The sequence below is a fragment of the Streptomyces sp. AC512_CC834 genome, assembly GCF_019049325.1.
Classification (GTDB): Bacteria; Actinomycetota; Actinomycetes; order Streptomycetales; family Streptomycetaceae; genus Streptomyces.
Genome location: NZ_JAGMUO010000028.1, coordinates 25,337 through 49,629, shown reverse-complemented (window position 1 = coordinate 49,629; position 24,293 = coordinate 25,337). Strand labels below are relative to the sequence as shown.

Genomic DNA, 24,293 nt, shown 5'->3' with positions numbered 1-24,293 from the left:
TCTTCGGGAAGTCGGGGACGTTCGGACGTTCGGTCGGGTGCGGGGCGGGAGGCCGGGCGGTCGGGCGGTCGGGGGTCAGGTGGAGTGGAACGGCAGGCCGGCGTCGGCGACCAGTTCCAGGTCGTGCGTCTCCTCGGCGGGCAGCAGCGTCGCGGTGCCGTCGGTGACCGGGACGACGCCCAGGTCCAGCAGCTCGGCCAGGGCGGCGCTGCCCGCCATGTCGCGCACCTGGAGCTGGTAGCGGGCCGTCGTGCGGTACGTGCCGCCGTTGTCGTCGCCGGTGCGCTGGAGGAAGCCGGACTCGGTGAGGAACGCGGCGGCCTTGCCGACGATCCCGGTGGTGGAGCCCGGGAGTCTGCGCGCGTCCTTGGTGGCGCCGGTCGCGCTGCGCCGGACCCAGATCCGCCAGGCGGCCTCCAGGCCCGGGGCGTCGCTGGCCGGGTCGGTGTTCTCGCCCTGCTGCTCCGCCCGCTCCTCGAGCCTCCGGCAGGCCTGGCGGACGAACGCGTCCACGCCGTTGACCGTGACGCGGCCGATGTAGCCGTCGTCGGCGAGGTCCTCGGGGCGGGGGTAGGCCATGGCGGCGACGGCGAGGTGGGCGAGGCCGTGCAGGAAGCGGTCGCCGGAGTCGGTGGCGGCGCGGCGCGCGTAGTCGCCCATGCGGACGGCGAACACCGAGTCCTCGGCGGCGGTCACGGCCATCCCCGCGCGCGGGGACACCTCCAGGACGATCAGCCCGAGGCCGGCCGCGACGGCGTCGGCGAGCCGCGCGAAGGGCGGGTCCTCGCGGTACCGGCGCAGCAGGTCGGCGTACTCCTGGTCGCGGGCGGGGAGCAGCTTGGGCTGGAGGCCGAAGGCGACGAGCCGCGCCGCGTCGGCGGCGTCGGCGGGCGTGATGGCCGCGGTGGCCGGTGCGGCACCCGCCTCCGGGTCGCTCCGGTCGACGTGCTCGGTCACGGTCGGTACTCCTCGCTGTGCTGTGGCTCGTCGGTGAGGGCGCGTCGGCCGGTCATGCCGCCTCCGTCCGGTCGGCGGCCATCCCGGCGGCGTCCAGCAGTGCCGTGCCGACTATGAGGTCGGCGCCGCCGAACCCGGGGTCGTCCAGCTCGGTGCCGTCGTCCACGGCGAACAGCAGTTTCGGCTCGCCCTGCCGGTAGGCGGTGCCGACCGGCGGGCTGGCCGCGTGGACGGCGAGCAGGGCGACGAGGTACGGCAGTTCGGCGTCCTGGGCTCGGGCGTCGGCCAGCAGCCCCGACAGCCGACGCGGCGCGTCGTGCGGCAGGTCGAGCAGTTCCATGGCGGCGGCGAGCTGTTCCTCGCTGAAGCGGCTGTCGTCCGGGGTGGCGATCAGGTCGGGTTCCGGCATCTCGGCGCCCAGGTGCTCCCGCTCGACCGGCGGGGTCAGGAGTATGTCGACGAGGTCGCCGACCCGGACGGAGACGGGCGTGCGCAGGCCGGTGCCGCGGGCGAAGAAGGCGTCGGTGACGCGCAGCGCCCGCTCCAGGGGCAACGGCAGGACGGGGGCGACGAGATGGCCGTACAGGTCGAGGCCCGAGGTCGTCAGCGGGGTGGCGAAGGCCTGCCGGTCCTGTTCGGCGCGGAAGAGCGGGCCGGCTTCCAGGAGCCGGGACTGGAGCTGGGTGTGGCGGCGGATGCAGTCCTTGACGATGTCGACCAGCTCGGCCGCGCGGCGCTTGTGCTCGGCGTCCTCGGACTCGTCGCGCGCCTTGCGGATGTTGGTGAGGATCGCGTTCTCGTGGCGGTACCGGTCGGCGACGTGGTCCAGGGCCTCCGCGATCATGTCGGGGACGGCGCTGAGCCAGTCCACCGCGCGGACGTTGCGCCGGGTGGCGTCCAGGGCTCGGCGCAGGGTCTCGGAGTACTGCACGGTCCGGTACCTGGCCTGTTCGGCGGCGAGCTGGGCGTCGGCGAGGCGGCCGCGGCTGATCAGCACCTCCAGCTTGACCTCGGCGGCGATCTGGGCGCTGGTGACATCGGTGTCCAGGGCGCCGACGAGGACGTTGACCGCCTCGTCGGTGGTGCGCAGGTAGACGGTGCCGCCGGGGCCGGGGACCTCCTCGAGCAGCTTGAAGTCGTAGTCCCGGCGGACGTAGGTGCCGTCCGGTCCGAACGTGCCGTACACCGCGCGGAAGCCGCGGTCGACGCTGCCGACGTTGATCAGGTTCTCCAGGACCCAGCGGGCCACCCGCTCGTGCTCGGCGGCGGGGCGGCGCGGGGCCTGGGCGGCGACGCGCGGGATCAGCCTGGCCACTATCTGGTCGTGGTCGGCGCCCGTGTCGAAGTCCATGTTCAGAGTGACGAGGTCGATGGCGGCGAGGGCGACCTCCGCCATGCCGTACACCGAGTACTCCCCCGCGAGGTTGGCCTTGCGGGTGTCGAGGTCGTGCAGCGGCGCCGTGCAGGCGAGCGCGCGCAGCCGCCGCGCCAGTCCCTCGTCGGCGGCCGGGCCCGGTGCGGGGCGCGGCCCCGCGCTGAGCTGGGGCGGAACGCTGTCCGTCGGTGCAGGCGAAGTCACGGTGCACAGACTAGGTCCTCGGTCTGACATCGGCCCAAACGACGCAGATGGGCCCCGACGCGACAGGCCGCGCCACCGTACCGCCGGGCCGTCCTGCCGCCGGGCCGTCCTGCCGCCGGGCCGTCCTGCCGCCGCGCTGTCCTGCCGCCGTGCTGTCCTGCCGGCCTGGTGTTCTGCCGACCGCGCTCCGGGACTACCCCTCGTCCCCGACCCGCCGCAGGTAGACCTCGACCACGCGCTTGAGCGAGTTCTCGAGGTAGACGGCGAGCAGTCGCGCCGCCGTCTCCCGCTCGCCCGCCTCCAGGGTCGCGAGGAGTTCCGCGTTCCGGGCGATGTAGGGCTCGTGCAGGCGTCGCGGGTCGTCCACGACGTGGAAGGCGAGGCGCAGTTCGGCGAAGACGCTGCGCATCAGTTCGTCGGTGCGCTCGCTGCCGGCGAGGGCGACCAGCTCCCGGTGGAAGTGGATGTTGGCCGTACCCACGGCTTTCCAGTCACCTTCGCGGGCCGACCGCCGCCCGTCCTCGACCGCCTCGGCGAGCCCCTCCAGGGCGTACGGGGGTTCGGCGAGGCCGCGGACGACGGCGCACTCGACGAGGGAGCGGGTGCGGTAGATGTCCTCGACGTCCTCGACGGTCAGCACCCGGACGAAGACGCCCCGGTTCAGTTCGTGGACGAGCAGGCGTTCGTGCGTGAGCAGCCGGAACGACTCGCGCAGGGTGTTGCGGGAGACGCCGAGCGCGCCGCCGATGCTGTCCTCCGACAGCCGGGTCCCTGGTGGGAAGTAGCCCTCGGCGATCCGGCTCCTGAGGATGTCCGAGACCCGCTCGGCGGTGCTCGTGCGCCCGAGGAGGGCGCGGTCGTCGGCCAGTCCCGTCAACTGCTCTGCCATGCCCGGAATTCAATCGCAGATACCAGAACGAAACAACATGGGTATTGAGGGATCGTTGAACGATCCCCTACGGTGCCACCAAGTGCCCGGCACGGCGCCCGCACCGCTCACTCGACCAGCACCCTCCGTCCTCCCACTGCGAGGTGCACCATGAGCACTCCCCCTCCACCGCAGGCCCTGTCCACCGACGCCCCTCCTCCCGGCACGGCCGAACGCACCTCGGAAGACGGCCCGTTCGGCTGGCTGCGCGCCCTCGGCCCGCGGGGCCGCCACGCCTTCGGCGGCGCGTTCGGCGGTTACGCCCTCGATTCGTACGACTACTTCACGCTGCCGCTGACCATGGTCGCGCTGGCCGCGTACTTCGGTCTGGACAGCGGCCAGACCGGCCTGCTCACGACGGTCACGCTGGTCGTCTCGGCGATCGGCGGCGCCCTCGCGGGTGTCCTGGCGGACCGCGTCGGCCGGGTCAGGGCGCTGCTGCTCACCGTGATCACCTACGCCGTGTTCACGGTGGCCTGCGGGTTCGCGCCCAACTACGAGACGCTGCTGGTCTTCCGTGCCCTTCAGGGGCTCGGTTTCGGCGGCGAGTGGGCGGTCGGCGCCATCCTGGTCGCCGAGTACGCGAGCGCCAGGCACCGGGGGCGCACGCTCGGCGCGGTCCAGAGCTCCTGGGCCGTGGGCTGGGCGCTCGCGGTGGTCGTGTACACGCTGGTGTTCTCGCTGGCCGGTGACGACCTGGCCTGGCGGGTCATGTTCTGGACGGGCGCGCTCCCGGCGCTGCTCGTGGTGTGGGTGCGGCGCAGTGTCCACGACGCGCCGAGGGCCGCCGAGGTCCGGGAGAAGGGCGCGGGGAAGGGCTCGTTCGCGGCGATCTTCAGGCCGGGCACGGCCGGCGCACCGGGTCTGCTGCGCGTCACGCTGTTCGCGAGCCTGCTGTCCACCGGTGTCCAGGGCGGCTACTACACCCTCGCCACCTGGGTGCCGACGTATCTCAAGGACGAGCGCGACCTGTCGGTCGTCGGCACCGGCGGCTACCTGACGTTCCTCATCTCGGGTGCCTTCCTCGGCTACCTCACCGGCGGGTACCTCACCGACGTACTGGGCCGCAAGCGCAACATCTGGCTCTTCGCCCTGCTGTCGGCGGTCTGCATCCTGGCGTACGCGAACATCCCCGACGGCGCCAACACCCTGCTCCTGGTGCTCGGTTTCCCGCTCGGCTTCTGCATGTCGGCCATCTTCAGCGGTTTCGGTTCGTATCTGAGCGAGCTGTACCCCACGGCGGTGCGGGGCGCGGGCCAGGGCTTCACGTACAACACCGGACGCGCCGTGGGCGCCGTCTTCCCCACCACGGTCGGTTTCCTCGCCGAAAGCTGGGGCGTGGGCGGCGCGCTGGTCTTCGGCGCCATCGGCTACGGCATCGCGGCGCTGGCCGTGCTGGGGCTGCCGGAGACGCGCGGAAGGGAACTGGCATGAACCACTCGCACCCCGTGACCGGGGACCGGCCGCTCGCCCTCGTCGACGAGCACGCGCACGCGTGGAGCCCGAAAACCGCCCGCTCCCGCTTCCGGGAAGGCCTGACCGGTCCCACGGCCGGGGTCGCGGCCGGCCACACCCAGGCGAACCTGATCTCGGTGCCCGCCGACTGGGCGTACGACATGCTGCTGTTCTGCACCCGCAACCCGTTGCCCTGCCCTGTGCTCGACGTCACGGACGCCGGGTCCTGGACCACCGTGCTCGCCGACGGCGCGGACCTGCGCACCGATCTGCCGCGCTACCGGGTGTGGCGGGACGGCGAGTTGGCGGACGAGCCGACGGACGTACGCGCGCACTGGCGGGACGACCTGGTGACGTTCCTGATCGGCTGCAGTTTCACCTTCGAGTGGTCCCTGGCCGCGGCGGGTGTCCCGATCCGCCACGTCGAGCAGGGCCGCAACGTCCCGATGTACGTCACCACCCGGCGGTGCCGTCCGGCCGGGCGGCTGCACGGGCCGATGGTGGTGTCGATGCGTCCCGTGCCGCCCGCGCACCTGTCGGCGGCGATCCACGAGACCAGCCTGCTCCCGGCGGTGCACGGCAGCCCGGTGCACTGCGGCGACCCGTCGGCGCTCGGCATCGGCGATCTGGGCCGGCCGGACTTCGGCGACGCGGTGGACAGCGAGCCGGACGACATCCCGGTGTTCTGGGCCTGCGGCGTGACCCCGCAGACGGCGGTCATGGCCTCGCGGCCGCCCTTCGCCCTCACCCACGCGCCGGGGCAGATGTTCCTCACCGACGCCCGTGACGAGCAGTACCGCGTGGTCTGATCCCGGATGCCGCGGCACGGGCCCGAGAACTCTGAGAACTCTGAGAACTCCCTGAACGGGGACACTGGACACATGAGCTCCATCGATCTCAACGCGGACCTCGGCGAGGGTTTCGGCCGCTGGCGGCTCACCGACGACGAGGGGCTGCTCTCCGTCGTCACCAGCGCCAATGTCGCCTGCGGCTTCCACGCCGGGGACCCGGCCACCATGCGGCGGGTGTGCGAGCTTGCGGCCGAGCGGGGCGTGACGATCGGCGCGCAGGTCTCCTACCGGGACCTGGCCGGCTTCGGGCGGCGGGCGATGGACGTGCCGTCCGCCGAGCTGGCGGCCGAGGTGGCCTACCAGATCGGCGCCCTGGAGGTCTTCGCCCGGGCGGCGGGCGCGCGCGTGGCGTACGTCAAGCCGCACGGTGCCCTCTACAACCGGGTGGTCCGGGACGAGGAGCAGGCCGCCGCGGTCGTCGACGGCGTACTCCTCGCGGGCGGCGCTCTGCCCGTGCTCGGACTGCCCCGCTCGCGCGTGCTGGAGCGGGCCGGGCGGGCGGGGCTGCGGGTGGTCCCGGAGGCGTTCGCGGACCGGGCGTACACCGACGAGGGCACGCTCGTGCCGCGCGGACAGCGGGGCGCCGTGATCGCCGACCCGGACGCCGTAGTGGAACGCTCGGTGGGGCTGGCCCGCTCGGGGACCGTCACCGCCCGATCGGGGGCCCGGGTCGAGGTCCGCGCGCGTTCCCTGTGCGTGCACGGCGACACGCCCGGGGCGGTGGACCTGGCGCGCCGGGTCCGTGAGCGGCTGGAGGCCTCCGGCGTCCGGGTGGAGGCCTTCGCGTGAACGTCCTGCCGGTCGGCGACGACGCCCTGCTCGTCGAGGTCTCCTCGGGCGAGGAGGCCGAGGCGCTGCACGCGGAGCTGCTGCGGCGCCGCGCGGAGGGCACCCTCGCGGCCCGGGAGATCGTCCCGGCGGCCCGCACCGTCCTCCTGGACGGCCTCGCCGACCCGGCCGGGATCGCGTCCGAACTGACCGCCGCCGAGGTGCCGCCCGCTCCGCCGAGCGCGGGGCCCGTCGTCGAGATCCGGGTCCGCTACGACGGCCCCGACCTGGCCGACGTCGCCGCGCACTGGGGGGTCGCGGAGGGCGAGGTGGCGCGTGTCCACGCGGCTACCGAGTTCCGGGTCGCCTTCTGCGGGTTCGCGCCCGGCTTCGGCTATCTGACCGGCCTCCCGGCGCGGTACGACGTCCCTCGCCGGGACACCCCGCGCACCGCGGTCCCGGCCGGTTCGGTGGCGCTGGCGGGGCCGTACACGGGCGTGTACCCGCGCTCGTCGCCGGGCGGCTGGCAACTGATCGGTACCACGGACGCCGTGCTGTGGGACCACACGCGCGTGCCGGCGGCACTGCTGTCACCCGGCACGCGTGTGCGGTTCGTCCCCCGAGGACACCAGGGGGGTGCATGACGGACCGTGCGCTGGCCGTCGTCCGGGCCGGGGCCCTGACCACCGTGCAGGACCGGGGCCGGCCCGGCCACGCCCACCTCGGCGTCCCGCGCTCCGGGGCGCTCGACGCGCCCGCCGCGGCGCTGGTCAACCGGCTGGTCGGCAATCCGCCCGGGGCCGCCGTCCTGGAGACCACACTCACCGGCTGCGCCCTGCGCCCGCGTTGCGCGGTGACGGTGGCCGTCGGCGGCGCGCCCTGCCCGGTGACGGTGGACGGGCGGCCGGTGCCGTGGGGCGCTCCGGTCGGCGTGCCGGCCGGTGCGCTGGTCGACGTCGGGGCGGCCGGCTCCGGAGTCCGCTCCTACGTGGCCGTCTCCGGCGGCATCCTCGTCGAGCCGGTACTGGGCAGCCGTTCCACCGACCTGTTGTCCGGCCTCGGGCCGCCGCCCCTCGCCAACGGCATGGTGCTGCCCCTGGGACGGCCGCGCGGGCCGCACGCGCGCGTGGACGTCGCCCCGCAGCCGGCACCTCCGGCGGAGCTGGTCCTGCGGGTGACGCCGGGCTCGCGCGCCGACTGGTTCACACCCGAGGCGGTACGGGCGTTCACCACGCGCGCGTACCGGGTGTCGCCCGCGAGCAACCGCATCGGACTGCGCGTGGACGGCCCGGCGCTCGAGCGCGCCCGCCTCGGCGAACTCCCCAGTGAGGGCGCGGTGCTGGGCGCGGTGCAGGTGCCCCCCGACGGCCGGCCGGTGGTGTTCCTGGCCGACCATCCGACGACCGGCGGCTACCCGGTGATCGCCGTCGTCCGCACCGCCGACCTCCCGGCGGCGGCCCAGGCGGCACCGGGAACACCCGTGCGCTTCGTGGCGGTACGCAGACGCTGACGCCGCCGTACGCCCGCCCCCGGAGCCGCCTGGCGCGTCGATCCGTCAGGCGCCCTTCGGTCGCTCCGTCGTCGGCAGTGCCGCGGGGGCGGCGGAGACCGCGGCGGAGGTACGCAGGTCGAGCCGGGTACTCGTCCCGCGCGCGTGGTACGGCGGCCGAGGAAGACGGCACCCGGCAGCGCCTGCTCCAGGCCGGGCCGGCTGGGCCCGTCGCCGACGACGACGCGCACGCTGTCCAGGCCGCACACGCCGGACAGCAGGTCCACCTGCTTCTCCGGGGCGAGCCGCCCGACGTAGCCGACGACCAGTTCGCCGTTCGGGGCGAGTTCGCGGCGCAGCGTCTCGTCCCGCAGGTCGGGCCGGAACCGGACGGTGTCCACTCCGCGCGGCCACGGGCCGACCTGGGGCACGCCGTGCGCCTCGAGGTCGCGCAGTGCCGCGCCGGAGGGGCGAGGGTGAGGTCGACGGCGCCGTGCACGGAGCGGATGCGCCGCCAGGCGGCCGCCTCGCCCGCTCCCATGTACGTACGGGCGTATCCGGCGAGGTCGGTCTGGTGGACGGCCACGGCGGGGAGCCCGAGCCGTGCGGCGGCGGCCATGCCCCGGACGCCGAGGACGAAGGGGCCTGCCAGGTGGACGAGGTCGGCGCGGTGTTCGGCGATCGCGGCGGCGACGCGCCGGCTGGGCAGGGCGACGCGGACCTGCGGGTAGCCGGGGAGCGGGAGGGAGGGGATCCGGACGACGGGGCACGGAGCGGACGCGTCCGCCTCGTGGCCGGCGGTGGTGACGGTGGCGGGTGCGACGACGACGCAGTCGTGACCGCGGCCGACGAGGTGCCGGGCGGTCTGGAGCGCGCAGTGGGCGACACCGTTCACATCGGGGGAAAGGATTCGGTCACGATGACGACACCCACACCGGTATTGTCGCCGGACTGGACGTGCTCGCGTCAAAGTCGATCTTTCCGGCCGAGGAACGTCCCGTGAGCGTTGCCCTGCACCGCGGTCCATCCGCCGTTCACACGGAGCGGCGGCCGTCGGCCGGTCGGCCCGTCGGCGCCCGGCGGTGGCCCGTCGACGCCCGGCGGGCAGGGCCCGCGCTCACCCGTCCGTGCCGGGCCGCCGGGCCCCGTGTCTCTCACACGGCGGGCGCGTCCGGTCCGAAGCGGCTGCGCACCGCCGTCTGGACCTCGTCCTCCTCGGCCGGGTCGGCGGCGAGCCTGCGCAGCCGTTCGACGACGCGGTTGTCACCGGTCTCGGCATGGCGCGCGGCGACTTCGCGGGTGGTCTCCTCGCAGTCCCACAGGCACTCGATGGCGAGGCCCGCCGCGAAGGACGGATCGGTGGCGGCCAGCGCGCGGGCGGCCCGGCCACGCAGGTGGGAGGAGGCGGTTTCGCGGTAGATGTGACGCAGTACGGGAGCGGCGCACGCGATGCCGAGCCGTCCGGTGCCGTCGACGAGGGTCCACAGGGTCGGCGCGTCGGGACCTTCCCCGCGTACCGCCTCCCGCAGCGCGGAGAGGACGAGATCGCGGTCCTGGGCGGCGCCCAGGCAGGCGAGTACCCGTCCGGCGGCGGCGCCCAGGGCGTCGGGCCGGTGCACCCAGCCGCGCGCCCGGTCGACGGCGGCGAGTCCGCGCATGCGTTCGTAGGCGGCGACGGCGGCCTCCACGACCGGTGTCGAGCCCGTGGCGACGGCACCCTCGACCAGGTCGAGGACCTGCGGATCGTCGCTGTCGGCGAGATAGCGCAGGGCGGTGCAGCGGGCGCCCTCGGTGCCGGACCGCGCGGCCTCGACGATCTCGGGCCGGTCCTCGGGTCCCGCGACGGCCGTGAGGCAGCGGGCGGCGGGCACATGGAGCGGTGTGCCGCGCTCCAGTCCCTGCTCGGCCCACTCGAACACGGCGCGCACACTCCACCCCGGACGCGGTCCGGTGGAGTTCATCTGCCGCTGCCAGCGGTCGAAACAGCCCGTCTCGTGGGCGCCGCGCACACGCGTGGCGATCGATTCGCGGGGATCGTCCGCCCACAGGCGCCAGGGCCGGGGTTCGAAGGCGTCCCGCACGGCGACGGCCAGCTCGGCCTCGCCCTCGGCATCGCGCGGGAAGCGGGCCAGGACGGGCGCGGCGAGGGCGCGCAGTCCGGCGTCGTCGTCGCGCAGCGCCAGCTCGTCCAGCGCCCACGCCCAGTTGACGCCGTGGGCGGCGTACCTGCGCAACAACTGGAGCGCGTCGAGCCTGCCGTAGGAGGCGAGGTGGCCGAGGACCGCGAGGGCCAGCCCGGTGCGCGACTCGTCGGCGTCCAGGACGTCCTCGGGGTCGAAGAGGTGTGCCTCGACCGCGTCCAGCTCGCCGTTCAGGTCGAGATAGAGGCGGGCGTAGTAGAGGGAGCGGTTCTCGACCTGCCAGTCGTGGCGGGGGTCGTGGAGCACGCAGTGGTTCACGGCCGCGAGCGCTTCGGCGCGCGGAGCGGTGAGCGCGTGCAGCGTGCCGTCGCCGCGACCCCGCTGAAGCAGGCCGAGCAGCGTACCGCTGGGCGCTATGACCGGATCGAACATGGGAAACAGCCTCACATCAAGCGTCGACGCAACCGGGAAACACGCGTTACCTGGCCGTGCGCCAACACGTCGGAGCGCCCGCCGTCTCTTGCTTGCTGAAGACCATGTTCCTCTGCCTCTCGTCGGTGGCCCTTGCGGGCCGTGTCACGGCCCGCGCGGTGCGGCAACATCTGCCCAGCCATCACGTCCGTGAACCACGTCGTCATGATGACCCGGCGGTCACATCTGCCGCGACCGAAATTTCGGCGGCCTTGTACCGCCTCCCCCGTTTTCAGTGTTTTCCCTGGTCAGAAATTGTGGAGTGGACCCGGACAAGGTCCGCTCCGGCGTCCCGTCACTGGGCGCCGAACAGCTCCAGCAGGTCGGTCCGCGCGAACATCCGCGCCGTGTCGACGGCCGACGGGGTGCCCGCGGCCGGGTCCGCGCCGGCCTCCAGAAGCGCCCTCGTCACTTCCGTCTCACCCTTGAAGGCGGCTCCGGCGAGCGGGGTCTGACCCCGGTCGTTGACGCGATCGGCGTCGGCGCCACGGGCGAGCAGCGCGCGCACCGCGCCGGCGTGGCCGTGGTAGGCGGCGAGCATGACGAGGGAGTCGCCGCGGTCGTTGGTGAGGTCGGCCGGAACACCGGCGTCCACATAGGCCTCCAGCTCCTCGGTCCGCCCCTGCCGGGCCAGATCGAAGATCTTGGTCGCCAGCTCCACGACCTCGGGGTCGGGGGCTTCACTCATCGGCCGGACCGCCTCTCACTGCGAACGTTGCGCGAATCGCCAGGGTACTGGCTCGCGGGGCACTCAACCGGCCCAAGGACCGCTGAGCCACCTGGGGTAATTCCGGAGAATTTCGCCCATTTGCACCTTTTATCGTATGGATACATGCTGTGAGCCTGGAAGTACTCATGGTGACTGTCCCCGTGAACCAGGAGAACTCACATGATCCTCTCGATCTCAGGCGTGGTCCTGCTCGGCATCGTCGTCTTCATCTTCTTCCGCAAGGACGGCCTCAAGGCCTCACACCTGCTGGTCGCCGTCCTGTTCGGGTTCTATCTCGCGAGTACGGCCATCGCCCCGAGCATCAAGGCAGGCGGCGAGAGCCTGGCGGGCCTCCTCGGCGGAATCAAGTTCTGACGGCCCGCCTTCCCGCCCGACATCCACACGTACGCACTTCCAGGAGGCAGCAGTGGCCCGGCGGCCCCTCCCCCGCATTCTGAGCAACGGCGGCGCACAGCTCGCCCGGAGCCGGGAGCTGGCCCGGACGGCGGCCGACAGCGCCACCGACGTCCTCCAGCCGCTGATCACGATCGCCCGCGGTCTGCGCCGACTGGCCGCGGCCGCGCGGCGCAGATGGGCCGAGACCCCCAAGGACCGGCGCGGCGCGCTGCTGTTCCTGGTGGCCTCGGTGGTCCTGGTCGTGGCACTCGTGCCGTACGGCCCGCTGCTCGCCGTCATCGTCCTGATGGCGGCGGCAGCCTGGCAGGGCAGGGACCGCGCCGCGCCGGTGCCCGAGGGCCCCGACGACACCCAGACCAAGCGCCTGCAGTCGCTCTACGAGGCGCTGGTCCCGTACTTCTCCATCGCCGAGGACCCCGACCCCCTGTACGTCCACGGCGGCACGTGGGAGAAGGCGTTCCCGGCGTACGAGTTCGACGACACCGGCCGCTTCGCCCACCTGGTGATCCACTACCCCGCGTACTTCACCGACGGGGAGGCCGAGTCCCGGGCCCGGATCGAGCACCTGCTCACCGCGAAGTCCGGCCGGGGCCGGGAGTACCACTTCACGTGGGACGAGGAGGCCAACCACCTCTCCGTCGACGTGCTCACGGCGCTGCCCACCGACCTCGCGGCCCAGCGGTTCGTGACGGCGCCCGGCGAGACCGTCCTCGGCTTCACCGACCCGACCCGGGTCCAGCGCACCCTCCCGCTCACCCACGGCGAGGAGCGGCGCGACGTACCGCCGGTCGTCTGGCGCACCGGCATCCGCTCGACCGAGCCGCACCTGCTGGTCCTGGGGCAGCCCGGCACCGGCACGTCCACCCTGCTGCGGTCGGTCGCCCTGCAGGCGCTGCACCACGGCGACCTGCTGATCGTCGACGGCGGCGGCACCGGCGAGTACGCCTGCCTGGTCGGCCGGGACGGCGTCCTGGCCGTGGAGTGCGGCCTCACCGGGGCGCTGACCAGCCTGGAGTGGGCCGCCGCGGAGACGGAACGGCGGCTGATCTCCGTCAACCGGGCCCGTCAGGAGGGCCTGGCGGCGCCGGACGACACCCGGCGGCCCCTGTGGGTCTTCGTGGACCGTCCCACCGCGTTCACGCACCTCGCCACCTCGGACGGCCGCCGGGACCCGCAGTCCCTGCTCCAGGTCCCGCTGCGGCACGGCCGGGCCGCGCACGTGACCGTGGTCGTCGCCGACCAGCTCGACGCCCTGGACGGCCTCACCGACGCCGTACGGCAGCACACGCGCGCGCGTGTCGTCCTCGGCCCGGCCACGGCGGACGAGCTGGCGACCGTGCTGGGCGCTCCCCCGCACACCACACCCGTCGACCAGGTCCTGCCCGGCCGCGGATACGCCCGCCTCGGCACCGGTCCGGTGCACCGTCTCCAGGTCCCCGCGACTCCGGACCCCTACGACGACGCGACGAGCGACGCCCACCGGCAGGCGGTGCTCGCCCTGCTCCCGCCGCGCACGACACCGGCGGACGGGGAGCGGGCGCCGGTTCCCGTGGAGGCAGAGGCGGAAGCGGAAGCGGAAGCCGAGGCAGACGCAGACTCAGAGGCAGACGCGGAGGCCGAGGCGAAGACGAAGACCGTCTCCATCGACAAGAGGGACGGACCGGCGCGGGCCAAGACCGCGACCGAGCCGGAGGGGGCCACGGCGGACGCGGGGCCCGCGCCGGTCACGGTGGAGAGCGCGGCGCCGGAGGAGGCGGCCGGACCGGCCCCTGCGGAGCCGGTCGCGGCCAAGGCGGTCGCGGCGGAGAGCTCCTGACGCGCCGGCCGGGGCGCGGCGACCCACCGCTGCGCCCCGGCCACGCCACGATCTCCCGCGACGCTCGCCACCGGTGACAAGGAGACAAGGAGACAAGGCGACCGAGGTGCCCCGCGTCCTCGGCCGGGCCGGGTCGTATCGCGGTCCCGCGGTGTCCCGCCGCCGGCTACGCCACGAACGTCCGCGGCGCCTCGCCGCCCCCGACGCCCCCGTTCTCCACCAGCCGGGCCGCCGCGGCCAGTCGTACCGCCGCCTCCTCGGCCACCGCGCCGCCGACGGTGAACGGCAGCCGTACGTAGCCCTCGAAGGCACCGTCGACCCCGAAGCGCGGCCCCGACGGGACGCGTACGCCCACCCGCTCCCCCGCCTCCGCGAGCCGGGAGCCGGACAGGCCCCCGGTCCGCACCCACAGGGTGAGTCCGCCCCGGGGTACCTCGAACTCCCAGTCGGGCAGCTCCCGCCGTACCGCCGTCACCAGCTCGTCCCGGTTCTGCCGGGCCTGTTCGCGGCGCACCGTCACGGCCTGCTCCCAGCCGCCGGTGCTGAACAGCCAGTTCACGGCGAGCTGCTCCAGCACCGGGGTGCCCAGGTCGGCGTACGCCCGCGCGGCGACCAGGCTGCGGATCACGTCGGGCGCGGCACGGACCCAGCCGATGCGCATCCCGGCCCAGAAGGCCTTGCTCGCGGAGCCGACGGTGACGACGGTGGACCCGGCCGGGTCGAAGGCGCACACGGGGCGCGGCATCTCGACGTCGTCGTCCAGCCACAGCTCGCTCATCGTCTCGTCGGCGACGAGCACCGTGCCCGCCGACCGGGCCGCGTCCACCAGCCGCCGGCGCTGGTCGTCGTCGGCGAGGGCGCCGGTGGGGTTGTGGAAGTCGGCGACGACGTAGGCGATGCGGGGGGCGGCGTCGCGCAGCACCTGGCGCCAGCGGTCCACGTCCCAGCCGGTGAGCCCCTCGGCCATCGCCACGGGCACCAGCCGGGCCCCGGCCTCGCGCATGAGCTGGAGGATGTTGGCGTAACTGGGCGACTCCACGGCGATGCGCTCGCCGCGCCCTCCGAAGAGGTGGCAGATGGCGTCGATCGCGCCCATCGCCCCCGTGGTCACCATGATCTGCTCGGGCATGGTCGGGATGCCCCGCGCGGTGTAGCGCTCGGCGATCATCGCGCGCAGCGCGGGCAGTCCGGCCGGGTAGTCGCCGTGCGTGTGCGCGTACGGCGGCAGCTCCTCGAGGGCGCCCCGCACCGCGCGGGTGAGCCAGGGCTCGGGGGCGGGCAGCGCCGCGCAGCCGAGGTCGATCACGGAGCCGAGGGCCTCGGGCGGCAGCGGCTCGAGACCGCGCGCCGGCAGCGGGTTTCCGGCCGGGACGGCGGTCCAGCTCCCCGCGCCCCGCCGGGACTCCAGGAAGCCCTCGGCGCGCAGCGCCTCGTAGGCGGCGGCGACGGTGGTACGACTGACGGTCAGGGCGAGGGCCAGTTCGCGTTCGGCGGGCAGCCGCGCGGCGACCGGTACGCGGCCTTCCAGCACCAGCAGCCGGATGCCGTCGGCGAGAGCGCGGTAGGCCGGCGGGCGGCGCGTGCCGGGACCGGCCGGGCGGTCCTGCTGGGAGCCGAGCAGCCGGGCGAGCTGCCCCGCCCCCACGGCCGAGGTCCACTGCGCCATGGAAATCAGTCCACCTTCCCCGAATTGGCCATGGTTGACTCTGCTTCTCAAGCCACAGGGTGTCATGCGGCAGGCCACTACCACCACACAGGGGGGCACGTTGTGTCCAGGCAGTCCAGGCAGTCCAGGCAGTCCAGGCACACCAGTGAGTCCGGGCAGTCCGGGCAGCCGCGACGGCATCTCGCGCGGCGACTGACACAGCTCTACGGCGGTCTCGTGCTGTACGGGGCGAGTTCGGCCCTGCTGGTCAGGTCCGGGCTCGGTCTGGAGCCGTGGAACGTGCTGCACCAGGGCCTCGCGGAGCACACCGGTCTGTCGATGGGCGTGGTGCTCACCATCGTGGGCGCCGCGGTCCTGCTGCTGTGGATCCCGCTGCGCCAGCGGCCGGGCCTCGGCACGGTCTCCAACGTGCTGGTGATCGGCGCGGCGATGGACGCGACGCTGGGCGTGCTGCCCGACGGGCACGGCTGGACGCCGCGGATCGCCATGATGGTGGCGGGCATCGTCCTGAACGGCGCGGCGACCGGGCTGTACATCGCCGCGCGGTTCGGACCGGGCCCGCGCGACGGCCTGATGACCGGGCTGAACCGGCGCACGGGACTCTCGGTGCGCCTGGTGCGGACCGCCGTCGAGATCACCGTCGTCGTGACGGGCTTCGCCCTGGGCGGCACGGTCGGCCTCGGCACCCTGCTCTACGCGGTGTCGATCGGCCCGCTCGCCCAGGTGTTCCTGCGTGTGTTCGCCGTGCCGTCGGCACCGGACGGCGGCACGGTGGTTGCCGCCGGTCGCCCCGGGCGCGCGATACTGCGTCGGTGACCACGCCGATACGCCACCCCTACCTCGACCATCCCGGCCCGATCGCCTTCGCCCACCGGGGCGGGTCGGCGGACGGCCTGGAGAACACGCTGCGGCAGTTCCGCCGCGCGGTCGAGGCGGGCTACCGGTACATCGAGACCGACGTGCACGCCACGCGGGACGGGAAGCTCGTCGCCTTCCACGACGCGACCCTGGACCGGGTGACGGACGGGGCCGGGCGGATCGCCGACCTGCCGTGGGAGAAGGTGCGCCACGCGCGCGTGGCGGGCGAGGAACCGGTGCCGCTCTTCGAGGAGCTGCTGGAGACCTTCCCCGAGGTGCGCTGGAACATCGACGTGAAGGCGGAGCCGGCGCTGCGGCCCCTCCTGGAGCTGGTCCGGCGGAGAGACGCCTGGGACCGGATCTGCGTCGGCTCGTTCTCCGAGGCGCGTGTGGTCCGCGCCCAGCGGCTGGCCGGCCCGCGCCTGGCCACCTCGTACGGCACCCGTGGCGTCCTCGGTCTGCGGCTGCGCTCCTGGGGCGTGCCGGCGGCGGCGCGGCGCACGGCGGTGGCGGCGCAGGTTCCGGAGGCCCAGGCAGGCGTCCAGGTGGTGGACCGGCGCTTCGTCCGCGCGGCCCACGCGCGCGGGCTGCAGGTGCACGTCTGGACGGTGAACGATCCGGACCGCATGCACCGGCTCCTCGACCTGGGAGTGGATGGCATCATGACCGATCACATCGACACACTGCGCAAGGTCATGGAGGACCGCGGCGTCTGGGCGTGAGAGCCCGGCCGGGCCCGGGGGACGGTGCGCGTGCACGGGGAAGCGAGGGGACGGGTGGGCACCGACACCCTGCGGTCGGACGCGGCCGACGGCGCCGACGGGGCCGCCGGACGGCGGCGTGAGCAGCGCGGCTGGTACTTCTACGACTGGGCCTGCTCGGTCTACTCGACCAGCGTGCTCACCGTGTTCCTTGGGCCGTATCTGACGTCGGTCGCCGAGTCGGCGGCGGACGCGGACGGATACGTCCACCCGCTGGGCATACCGGTGCGTGCCGGGTCGTTCTTCGCGTACTCGGTGTCCCTGTCGGTGATCGTGGCGGTACTGGTGATGCCCCTGGTGGGCGCCGCCGCCGACCGCTCGGGCCGTAAGAAGCCACTGCTGGCCGCCGCCGCGTACACCGGCGCCGCGGCCACGACCGGGATGTTCTTCCTCGGCGGCGACCGCTATCTGCTCGGCGGTGTGCTCCTGGTCGTCGCCAACGCGGCGCAGTCGGTGGCGATGATGCTCTACAACTCCTATCTGCCCCAGATCGCCCCGCCCGAGGAGCGCGACGCGGTCTCCTCCCGCGGCTGGGCCTTCGGCTACGCGGCCGGATCACTGGTCCTGGTCGCGAATCTGATCCTCTACACCGGCCACGACTCCTTCGGCCTGAGCGAGAGCGCCGCGGTCCGCATCTGCCTGGCGTCCGCGGGGCTGTGGTGGGGCGCCTTCGCGCTCATTCCGCTGAGCCGTCTGCGTGATCGCCGCACTCCCGCGCGCGAGGCCGCGCTCCCCGGGTTCCGGCAGCTCGCGGCGACCGTCCGCGACATGCGCCGCCGGCCGCTGACGCTGTCCTTCCTGCTGGCGTACCTCGTCTACAACGACGGCATCCAGACGGTGATCTCCCAGGCCTCGGTCTACGGCTCCGAGGAACTGGGCCTCGGGCAGTCCACGCTGATCGTGGCGGTACTGCTGGTCCAGGTGCTGGCGGTGGCGGGCGCGCTGGCGCTCGGCCGGCTGGCCCGGACGTACGGGGCCAAGCGGACGATCCTCGGCTCGCTGATCGCCTGGACCGTGACCCTCGCGGCCGGGTACTTCCTTCCCGCCGGGGCACCGGTGTGGTTCTTCGTGCTGGCCGCCGGGATCGGGCTCGTCCTGGGCGGCAGCCAGGCGCTGTCCCGCTCCCTGTTCTCCCACCTGGTCCCGCCCGGCAAGGAGGCCGAGTACTTCTCGGCGTACGAGCTGAGCGACCGCGGGATGAGCTGGCTGGGGCCGTTGCTCTTCGGGCTCACCTACCAACTGACCGGAAGCTACCGGGACGCGATCATCTCGCTGGTGGCGTTCTTCGTCATCGGTTTCGTGCTGCTCGCGCGGGTCCCGGTGCGGCGGGCGATCGGCGACGCGGGCAATCCGGTACCCGAAAGGATTTAGCACTCGGCGCGAAAGGGCTGTAGTGTACGCGTTTGGCCTGCCAGGCGTACCGTTACTGCGCGTCAAAGGTGCCGAAACGCAATGTCACATCTGCCAGCAGAGGTGACAAACCGGACGACGGCGGGTACTGCACTGGTTGCAAGGCTGCGGCTGCGACGGCGACGCAGGGCCCGGATCGGGAGTCGGAACGGGAATCTTTACCGCCGCCCGGACGTTGACCGGATGACGACGACAGCGACACCTGTCCTGTGGGCGACAAGCCCGGGAGGCACGATTCATGAGTGAGCGAGCTCTTCGCGGCACGCGCCTCGTGGTGACCAGCTACGAGACGGACCGCGGCATCGACCTGGCCCCGCGCCAGGCCGTGGAGTACGCATGCGAGAAGGGGCATCGATTCGAGATGCCCTTCTCGGTCGAGGCGGAGATCCCGCCGGAGTGGGAGTGCAAGGTCTGCGGGGCCCAGGCACTCCTGGTGGATGGCGACGGTCCCGAGGAGAAGAAGGGCAAGCCCGCGCGTACGCACTGGGACATGCTGATGGAGCGACGCACCCGCGAGGAACTCGAAGAGGTTCTCGAGGAGCGGCTGGCCGTTCTGCGCTCCGGCGCGATGAACATCGCGGTTCACCCGCGAGACAGCCGCAAGAGTGCGTAGCGGGAAACCGTAGGCGACACAACCGAACACCGCGGGTGCCGTACGTGATTCTCACGTACGGCACCCGCGGTTTTGGTGTGTCCGCGCTCCGCTCCGACTCCGGACCGGGCCGGAGGCTCAGCGGGACAGCGGAGGGCGGGGGCCTTGCGGGGCGTCGCCCGGGTCGTCCCGTATGACCTCGCCCTGGACGACCTTGCCGTCCGGCTGGTGCATGCGGGCCTGACGGAACGCGTCGCCCAGGGTGCCCGGGCCGGCGTCGCGGAGCTTGCGCTCCACCGTCCGCTGCGCGTAGCGGCTGACGCCCTTCTGGACCGGCGGAAGCAGCATCAGCAGGCCGAGCGCGTCAGAGATCAGGCCGGGGAGTATCAGGAGCAGCCCGCCCAGCATCATCAGGCCGTTGCCCTCGCTGTTGGGGCGGGTCTCGGGCGGTGTGCCGGACTGCTGCTGTTGCAGTGTCTCCGTGAGGTTGCGGAAGGCCCGGCGGCCCGCCGCCTTGATGACCACGGAGCCGAGGACGACGCCCGCGACCAGGAGCAGGAAGACCACGAAGCCGCTGGACGCCCCCGCGACCATGATCAGCAGCCAGATCTCCAGCACGAGCCACAGGGCGACGCCCAGCGGCAGGAACGTGCGCAGCCGGGAGCGTGGAGGCCGGGCGGGGGACCTGGGGGTCTGGGCGCCAGTCGTCATACCTCCAGTGTGCCTGGCCCCGGCTCAGTGCGGCATAAGAGGACGGTCAGACGTTCCTGTCGGGCGCCTTTGTCGACTTGTCGCCCGACGCGTCCGACGCCTCGACCTGCTCGGCCGGCTCAACCTGCTCGGCCGGCTCAACCTGCTGGACCGGCTGCACCGGCTGCACCGGCGCGCGAGCCGCCTGCCTGTCGCGGCCCAGGACCTTGCCGACCCGCTCCCCCACGCCCCACGTGGTGACCCTCCAGAGGGCCTCGACGAGGATGTCGCGGCTCATCTTGGAGTCGCCCAGTTCGCGCTCGACGAACGTGATCGGCACCTCGACGACGTGGTAGCCGGCCTTGATCGCCCGACGGGCGAGGTCGACCTGGAAGCAGTAGCCCTGCGAGGAGACCTCCTCCAGGCCGAGTCCCTCCAGGGTCTCGCTGCGGAAGGCGCGGTAGCCGCCGGTGATGTCGCGCAGGGGCAGATCGAGTGCGATCCGCGAGTACATGCTGCCGCCGCGCGAGATGAACTCGCGGGACTTGGGCCAGTTCACCACCCGGCCGCCGGGCACCCAGCGGGAGCCGAGCACCAGGTCGGCGCCCTTCAGGGCGGTCAGCAGCCGGGGCAGCTCCTCGGGCTGGTGGGAGCCGTCGGCGTCCATCTCGATCAGCACGCCGTAGCCGTGCTCCAGGCCCCAGCGGAAGCCCGCGAGGTAGGCGGCGCCCAGCCCTTCCTTGCCCTTGCGGTGCAGGACCTGGACGTGGTCGTCCCCGACCGCCAGCTCGTCGGCGAGCTTGCCGGTGCCGTCGGGGCTGTTGTCGTCGGCCACGAGAACGTGTGCCTCGGGGACCGCCTCGCGCACGCGCGCGACGATCGCCTTGATGTTCTCCGCCTCGTTGTAGGTCGGGATGATCACCAAGGCCGTGCCCAGGGGGCCGAACCGCCTCCCCTGCCCCGCAGCCGCGGGCGTCCCGTCGCCGTCGTTCACCACTGCCCCTTCGTTCCGTACGCATCGTTCCGTACGCAGAGGACCACCTTAATCGCCGCGGCCTGCGCCGACGTGACAGGACGTGCCTACGGGGGTGTCGTTTCCCCAAGAACGGGGTAGGGATGGCCGATTCGGGCCGTTTGTGCGACGGATGGGGGCCCGGCGCCCTTCGGGCCGACCTGGGACCCGCCGGCTGCGGGTCGACCTAAGCCGTTGTCTACTGAGCGCCCGGGCCCCACCCGGGTCCCACCTCCCGACCGGCCGGAACGTTCCCTCGTCCCGGTGCGAGCGCTGAGCCTGGCTCCCAGTGGCGGTGCCCCGGTGCGGCACACCGTCCCTGACTCAGCGGCACCGCGACGCGTACGTGGAAGATTCCCCGGTCGGGCGTCCGGTGGTGGACTCGGCCGAACCTACCGGCCCCCCGCCGTCGCCTGTCAACAGTCGTTCGACCTGCGCCTTTGGTGTCAACGCGCAGGTCAGCGCGGAGGAGACGCAGGTCATAGCCGGGCGAAGATCATCGCCCCGTCGGCCGTGGAGATCACTCGCCCGGCCGTACGAAGACGGTCCGGCCACCCACCACGGTACGCAGGCAGACCGGCAGGTCCCGGCCCGGGGTGAGGTCCGGCAGGCCGGGGGTGCCGGAGCGCGGGTCGGTCGACCAGCGCGCCACCCGGTCGTCGGGGGTCTGGACCACGAGTGCGCCGGTGCGCCACACGGCGTAGTCCGCGGGCACGCCCGGCACGAGGACGCCCGCGTCGTCGCGGCCGATCGACCGCCAGCCGCCGCGCGTGTGCGCCGTGAACGCCGCCCGGACGGAGACGCGGTGCTCCGGGGTGCGGTGGAAGGCGGCGGCCCGGACGGTGCCCCACGGGTCGAGGGGCGTGACCGGGCTGTCGGAGCCGAAGGCGAGCGGCACACCGGCGCGCAGCAGGGCCGCGTAGGGGTTGAGGGTGCGGGCCCGCTCGGCACCCAGACGCCGGGCGTACATGCCGTCCTCGCCGCCCCAGAGCGCGTCGAAGGCGGGCTGCACGGAGGCGGTCAGGCCCAGCTCGGCGAAGGCGGCGACGGTCTGAGGGGTGAGCATCTCGGCGTGCTCGACCCGGTGGCGGGCGCCGCGCACGCGGGCGAGGCCGACCTTCTCGGCGGCGGCCCGGACGCCTTCCACGACGGCGGTCACGGCGGCGTCGCCGATGGCGTGGAAGCCCGCCTGGAGCCCTGCCTCGGTGCAGGCGACGACGTGGGCCGCGACGTCGGCGGCGTCCAGGTGGGCGGTGCCGGTGTGGCCCGCGTCGGCGTACGGCTGATGCAGGCGGGCGGTGTGCGAGCCGAGGGAGCCGTCGACGAAGAGGTCCCCGGCGGCCCCCACCGCGCCCAGCTCCCGCGCCTTGTCGACGTCCTGTTCGGCCCAGTAGCCGATCACCCGCGGCCCGGGCTCCCCGGCCGCCATGCGCAGCAGGCCGGTGAGGTCGTCCTCGGAGGAGATCTCCGGGCCTGCGCATTCGTGAACGGTTCCGATACCGAGGGAGGCGGCGTGCGCGAGGGCGGCGCGCTGGGCTCCGGCGCGCTGGGCGGGGGTGACGGCCCCGAGGGCCGCGGCGCGTACGGCGTGGTGGGCGTCGCCGGTGAGGGGGCCCTGCGCGCGGGTGGGCCCACCGGGCGCCAGGTCGAGCAGGGCGGTGCTGACGACGGCCGAGTGGACGTCGATACGGCTGAGATAGAGGGGGCGCCCGCCGGTCGCCTCGTCCAGTTCGGCGCGCGTCGGGGGCAGCCCGTCGGGCCAGCGGGCCGTGTCCCAGCCATGGCCGAGCAGCACGCGGTCGTCCGGGCGCGCCGCGGCGAAGTCCCGTACGAGGGCGAGGGCCGACGCCCGGTCGGGGGCGCCGGACAGGTCGAGTCCGGTCAGGGCGAGCCCCGTGGTGGTCGTGTGCACATGTGCGTCGGTGAACGCCGGGGTGACGAGGGCGCCGTCCAGGTCGATCACTTCGTCCACGCCGTCCGCAAAGGCGTCCGCGGCACCCTCCGAGCCGACCCAGGCGACCTGGCCGCGTTCGACGACCATGGCCGTCGCGAAGGGGTCGGCGGGACTGTGGACCTCGCCGCGGCGCAGCAGGACGGTCGTGGACGTGGTGTTGGGCTCGCTCATGGACACCAGTCTCGCCCTTCGCGGGCGCGGCCCGGCAGTCGGGGCGTCCGCATGCCCCGAGGGCCGCGCCGGGCCGACGGCGAGGCGGCCGGGGCCGTGGTCCGGTGGGCGTGGCCCGTGGGCGCCGCCCGGTGGCCGTGGTCCGGTGGGCTTCGGCCGGTGGGCTTCGGCCGGTGGGCGTGGCCCGGTGGCCGTCGCCCCGCGGCCGCCAGGGTCCGGCACGCCCTGGCGGGCGCCGGTCAGATCCGCGGCGGGCGGGCCTCGTACGGGGTCGACAGGACCACGGTGGTGCGGGTCGAGACACCGGCGAGGGAGCGCACCCGCGCGAGCAGTTCCTCCAGCTCGTGCGGGGTGGAAACCCGGACCTTGAGGATGTAGTTCTCGTCGCCCGCGACGCTGTGGCAGGCCTCGATCTCGGGGACGCCGGCCAGACGGTCCGCGATGTCGTCGGGGGCGCTGGGGTCGAAGGGTTTCACCGAGATGAAGGCGGTGATCGGCAGTCCGACGGCATCCGGGTCGACGACCGCGGCGTAGCCGTGGATGACGCCACGCTGTTCCAGCCGCCGCACCCGCTGGTGCACGGCCGACGTGGACAGGCCCGTGGCCTTGCCCAGGTCTGTGTAGCTCATCCGCCCGTCCTTGACGAGCAACTGCACGATCTGTCGGTCCAGCTCCTCCATGGCGCAAGAACCTACAGGGCGGTTGATCTCCTCGGATACCTGAGCAGTCCGGGTCATGCCCCGTTCGTGATGTGACGGGGCGTCGGGCGGGGGTCAGTCGGGGGCCGGGCGGGGACAAACCCACCGCAGGGGGCATCTGCGAGCGGCATGTGACGAAGACCACACCCCCCGAACAGTCTCCGTGATGTTCTCGTGATTACCCCGGAGGGGGGACGGGAAGTGCTTGCTGTGGTCGAGGCCGCAGTGCCGTCACGGCCCAGCCCGAGGGGGAGAATCCCATGCAGAGTCTTAAGCGCCCTGGTCGTACCGCGCCCAAGCGGCAGCAGCCGGTCGTCGAGCCCGTATCGGAGGGCGTCGAACCCGACGCGTTCGACGACGAGGAACTCGACACCTACGACACCTTCGAGATGTACCGGGTGATCTGCCCGGACTGCGCGCAGCCCATCGCCCTGCTGGCGGACGAGGAGGAGCTGCCGGAGCACGCGCTGTGCGCCTCGCCGTGGAACCCGTTCGGGCTCACGGTCTGCGCCGGCACCGGCCGCAGGGCCACCGGGGCGCGCCCCGCGGACGAGTCGGCCCGGCCCCACGAGCAGGACACCGCCCTGCTGTTGACGCTCCCCCGGGGCCTCGACTGGCGGACCCAGCCCTTCTCCCACGTCGGCGGCCCGGGCTCGCGCCCGCTGCGGGTGCCGACGATGCGGCACGAGGCGGCCTGAGGCGACCCGAGGGCGTCCGGGCGGCCCCGTTCGGGGGACGTCGCCCGTTACCCGTCACACCACCCGCGCCAGGGCTCGCAGGCCGCCGTGGCGCGGTTCGGTGTGTCCCGGCCCGGGCCCGGCCTCGTCACGCAAGGTGAGGCAACGTCAGGCCTCGTCAGGCCTCGTCAGGCCTCGTCAGGCCTCGTCAGGCAACAGAGAC

22 protein-coding genes and 1 pseudogene are annotated in these 24,293 nt (G+C 73.6%); 12 read left to right on the top strand and 11 right to left on the bottom strand.

Annotated elements, in window-relative coordinates; genetic code table 11:
* Nucleotides 1–75: 75 nt before the first annotated feature.
* The 3 genes from KUM40_RS11025 to KUM40_RS11015 form a co-directional block, all read right to left on the bottom strand.
* A complete protein-coding gene (locus tag KUM40_RS11025; protein ID WP_217165608.1) occupies nucleotides 76–957 on the bottom strand; it encodes a hypothetical protein in 882 nt (293 codons plus the stop codon).
* A 52-nt stretch (nucleotides 958–1,009) separates the two neighbouring features.
* Complete coding sequence (locus tag KUM40_RS11020) at nucleotides 1,010–2,536, bottom strand: hypothetical protein (protein WP_217165607.1); 1,527 nt, start codon at nucleotides 2,534–2,536, stop codon at nucleotides 1,010–1,012.
* Nucleotides 2,537–2,729: 193 nt separating this feature from the next.
* Nucleotides 2,730–3,425: a GntR family transcriptional regulator gene (locus tag KUM40_RS11015; protein ID WP_217165606.1), complete on the bottom strand. Its 696-nt coding sequence runs from the start codon at nucleotides 3,423–3,425 to the stop codon at nucleotides 2,730–2,732.
* A 150-nt stretch (nucleotides 3,426–3,575) separates the two neighbouring features.
* Here KUM40_RS11015 and KUM40_RS11010 point away from each other — a divergent pair, with 150 nt between their 5' ends.
* The 5 genes from KUM40_RS11010 to KUM40_RS10990 all read left to right on the top strand — a co-directional run bounded on the left by KUM40_RS11010 (nucleotide 3,576) and on the right by KUM40_RS10990 (nucleotide 8,048).
* Nucleotides 3,576–4,898 (top strand): MFS transporter, encoded by a 1,323-nt coding sequence (locus KUM40_RS11010; protein ID WP_217165605.1) that lies wholly within the window; start codon nucleotides 3,576–3,578, stop codon nucleotides 4,896–4,898.
* Nucleotides 4,895–5,728 (top strand): putative hydro-lyase, encoded by an 834-nt coding sequence (locus KUM40_RS11005; RefSeq protein WP_217165604.1) that lies wholly within the window; start codon nucleotides 4,895–4,897, stop codon nucleotides 5,726–5,728. The genes KUM40_RS11010 and KUM40_RS11005 overlap by 4 nt, the downstream gene beginning before the upstream one ends.
* A 72-nt stretch (nucleotides 5,729–5,800) precedes the next feature.
* Nucleotides 5,801–6,559 carry a LamB/YcsF family protein gene (locus KUM40_RS11000; protein WP_217165603.1) on the top strand — a complete coding sequence of 253 codons (759 nt, stop codon included), beginning with the start codon at nucleotides 5,801–5,803 and terminating at the stop codon, nucleotides 6,557–6,559.
* Nucleotides 6,556–7,182, top strand: a complete 627-nt coding sequence (locus KUM40_RS10995; protein ID WP_217165602.1) for an allophanate hydrolase subunit 1 — start codon at nucleotides 6,556–6,558, stop codon at nucleotides 7,180–7,182. The genes KUM40_RS11000 and KUM40_RS10995 overlap by 4 nt, the downstream gene beginning before the upstream one ends.
* The gene (locus KUM40_RS10990) at nucleotides 7,179–8,048 is read left to right on the top strand and encodes a biotin-dependent carboxyltransferase family protein (protein WP_217165601.1); all 870 of its coding nucleotides are present in this window, start codon (nucleotides 7,179–7,181) and stop codon (nucleotides 8,046–8,048) included. Before KUM40_RS10995 ends, KUM40_RS10990 begins: the two co-directional genes overlap by 4 nt.
* Nucleotides 8,049–8,194: 146 nt before the next feature.
* On the opposite strand, the pseudogene KUM40_RS10985 reads toward KUM40_RS10990, so the two are convergent.
* The 3 genes and pseudogenes from KUM40_RS10985 to KUM40_RS10975 all read right to left on the bottom strand — a co-directional run.
* Nucleotides 8,195–8,960 (bottom strand): annotated as a pseudogene (locus tag KUM40_RS10985) (glycosyltransferase); the annotation flags it as partial.
* A 221-nt stretch (nucleotides 8,961–9,181) separates the two neighbouring features.
* Entirely contained in the window at nucleotides 9,182–10,600 is a 1,419-nt protein-coding gene (locus tag KUM40_RS10980; protein WP_217165600.1) for a HEAT repeat domain-containing protein, read from the bottom strand.
* Between the two features lie 334 nt (nucleotides 10,601–10,934).
* Entirely contained in the window at nucleotides 10,935–11,327 is a 393-nt protein-coding gene (locus tag KUM40_RS10975; RefSeq protein WP_217165599.1) for an ankyrin repeat domain-containing protein, read from the bottom strand.
* 201 nt (nucleotides 11,328–11,528) lie between these two features.
* Between KUM40_RS10975 and KUM40_RS10970 the strand changes: the two genes are divergently transcribed.
* On the top strand, nucleotides 11,529–11,723 hold the full coding sequence (locus KUM40_RS10970) for a hypothetical protein (protein ID WP_115741101.1): 195 nt from the start codon (nucleotides 11,529–11,531) through the stop codon (nucleotides 11,721–11,723).
* Between the two features lie 52 nt (nucleotides 11,724–11,775).
* Nucleotides 11,776–13,581: a hypothetical protein gene (locus KUM40_RS10965; RefSeq protein WP_217165598.1), complete on the top strand. Its 1,806-nt coding sequence runs from the start codon at nucleotides 11,776–11,778 to the stop codon at nucleotides 13,579–13,581.
* Between the two features lie 166 nt (nucleotides 13,582–13,747).
* Here KUM40_RS10965 and KUM40_RS10960 read toward each other — a convergent pair whose 3' ends face one another.
* Nucleotides 13,748–15,247: a PLP-dependent aminotransferase family protein gene (locus KUM40_RS10960; protein ID WP_217165597.1), complete on the bottom strand. Its 1,500-nt coding sequence runs from the start codon at nucleotides 15,245–15,247 to the stop codon at nucleotides 13,748–13,750.
* Nucleotides 15,248–15,349: 102 nt separating this feature from the next.
* On the opposite strand from KUM40_RS10960, the gene KUM40_RS10955 reads away from it, so the two are divergent.
* The 4 genes from KUM40_RS10955 (at nucleotide 15,350) to KUM40_RS10940 (ending at nucleotide 18,889) form a co-directional block, all read left to right on the top strand.
* Nucleotides 15,350–16,063: a YitT family protein gene (locus tag KUM40_RS10955; RefSeq protein ID WP_217165596.1), complete on the top strand. Its 714-nt coding sequence runs from the start codon at nucleotides 15,350–15,352 to the stop codon at nucleotides 16,061–16,063.
* Nucleotides 16,060–16,827: a glycerophosphodiester phosphodiesterase gene (locus KUM40_RS10950; protein ID WP_217165595.1), complete on the top strand. Its 768-nt coding sequence runs from the start codon at nucleotides 16,060–16,062 to the stop codon at nucleotides 16,825–16,827. Before KUM40_RS10955 ends, KUM40_RS10950 begins: the two co-directional genes overlap by 4 nt.
* 54 nt (nucleotides 16,828–16,881) lie before the next feature.
* On the top strand, nucleotides 16,882–18,237 hold the full coding sequence (locus KUM40_RS10945) for an MFS transporter (protein ID WP_217165594.1): 1,356 nt from the start codon (nucleotides 16,882–16,884) through the stop codon (nucleotides 18,235–18,237).
* Between the two features lie 277 nt (nucleotides 18,238–18,514).
* Nucleotides 18,515–18,889 (top strand): RNA polymerase-binding protein RbpA, encoded by a 375-nt coding sequence (locus KUM40_RS10940; RefSeq protein WP_109379407.1) that lies wholly within the window; start codon nucleotides 18,515–18,517, stop codon nucleotides 18,887–18,889.
* Nucleotides 18,890–19,006: 117 nt separating this feature from the next.
* On the opposite strand, the gene fxsA is transcribed toward KUM40_RS10940, so the two are convergent.
* The 4 genes from fxsA to KUM40_RS10920 all read right to left on the bottom strand — a co-directional run bounded on the left by fxsA (nucleotide 19,007) and on the right by KUM40_RS10920 (nucleotide 23,375).
* Nucleotides 19,007–19,579 carry an FxsA family membrane protein gene (gene fxsA / locus KUM40_RS10935; protein ID WP_217165593.1) on the bottom strand — a complete coding sequence of 191 codons (573 nt, stop codon included), beginning with the start codon at nucleotides 19,577–19,579 and terminating at the stop codon, nucleotides 19,007–19,009.
* A 46-nt stretch (nucleotides 19,580–19,625) separates the two neighbouring features.
* Nucleotides 19,626–20,552 (bottom strand): polyprenol monophosphomannose synthase, encoded by a 927-nt coding sequence (locus KUM40_RS10930; protein ID WP_217165592.1) that lies wholly within the window; start codon nucleotides 20,550–20,552, stop codon nucleotides 19,626–19,628.
* 538 nt (nucleotides 20,553–21,090) lie between these two features.
* Nucleotides 21,091–22,695 (bottom strand): amidohydrolase, encoded by a 1,605-nt coding sequence (locus tag KUM40_RS10925; RefSeq protein WP_217165591.1) that lies wholly within the window; start codon nucleotides 22,693–22,695, stop codon nucleotides 21,091–21,093.
* Between the two features lie 239 nt (nucleotides 22,696–22,934).
* A complete protein-coding gene (locus KUM40_RS10920) occupies nucleotides 22,935–23,375 on the bottom strand; it encodes an Lrp/AsnC family transcriptional regulator (RefSeq protein ID WP_217165590.1) in 441 nt (146 codons plus the stop codon).
* A gap of 278 nt (nucleotides 23,376–23,653) precedes the next feature.
* Between KUM40_RS10920 and KUM40_RS10915 the strand changes: the two genes are divergently transcribed.
* Nucleotides 23,654–24,091, top strand: a complete 438-nt coding sequence (locus tag KUM40_RS10915; RefSeq protein ID WP_217165589.1) for a hypothetical protein — start codon at nucleotides 23,654–23,656, stop codon at nucleotides 24,089–24,091.
* The last annotated feature ends 202 nt before the right edge of the window (nucleotides 24,092–24,293 follow it).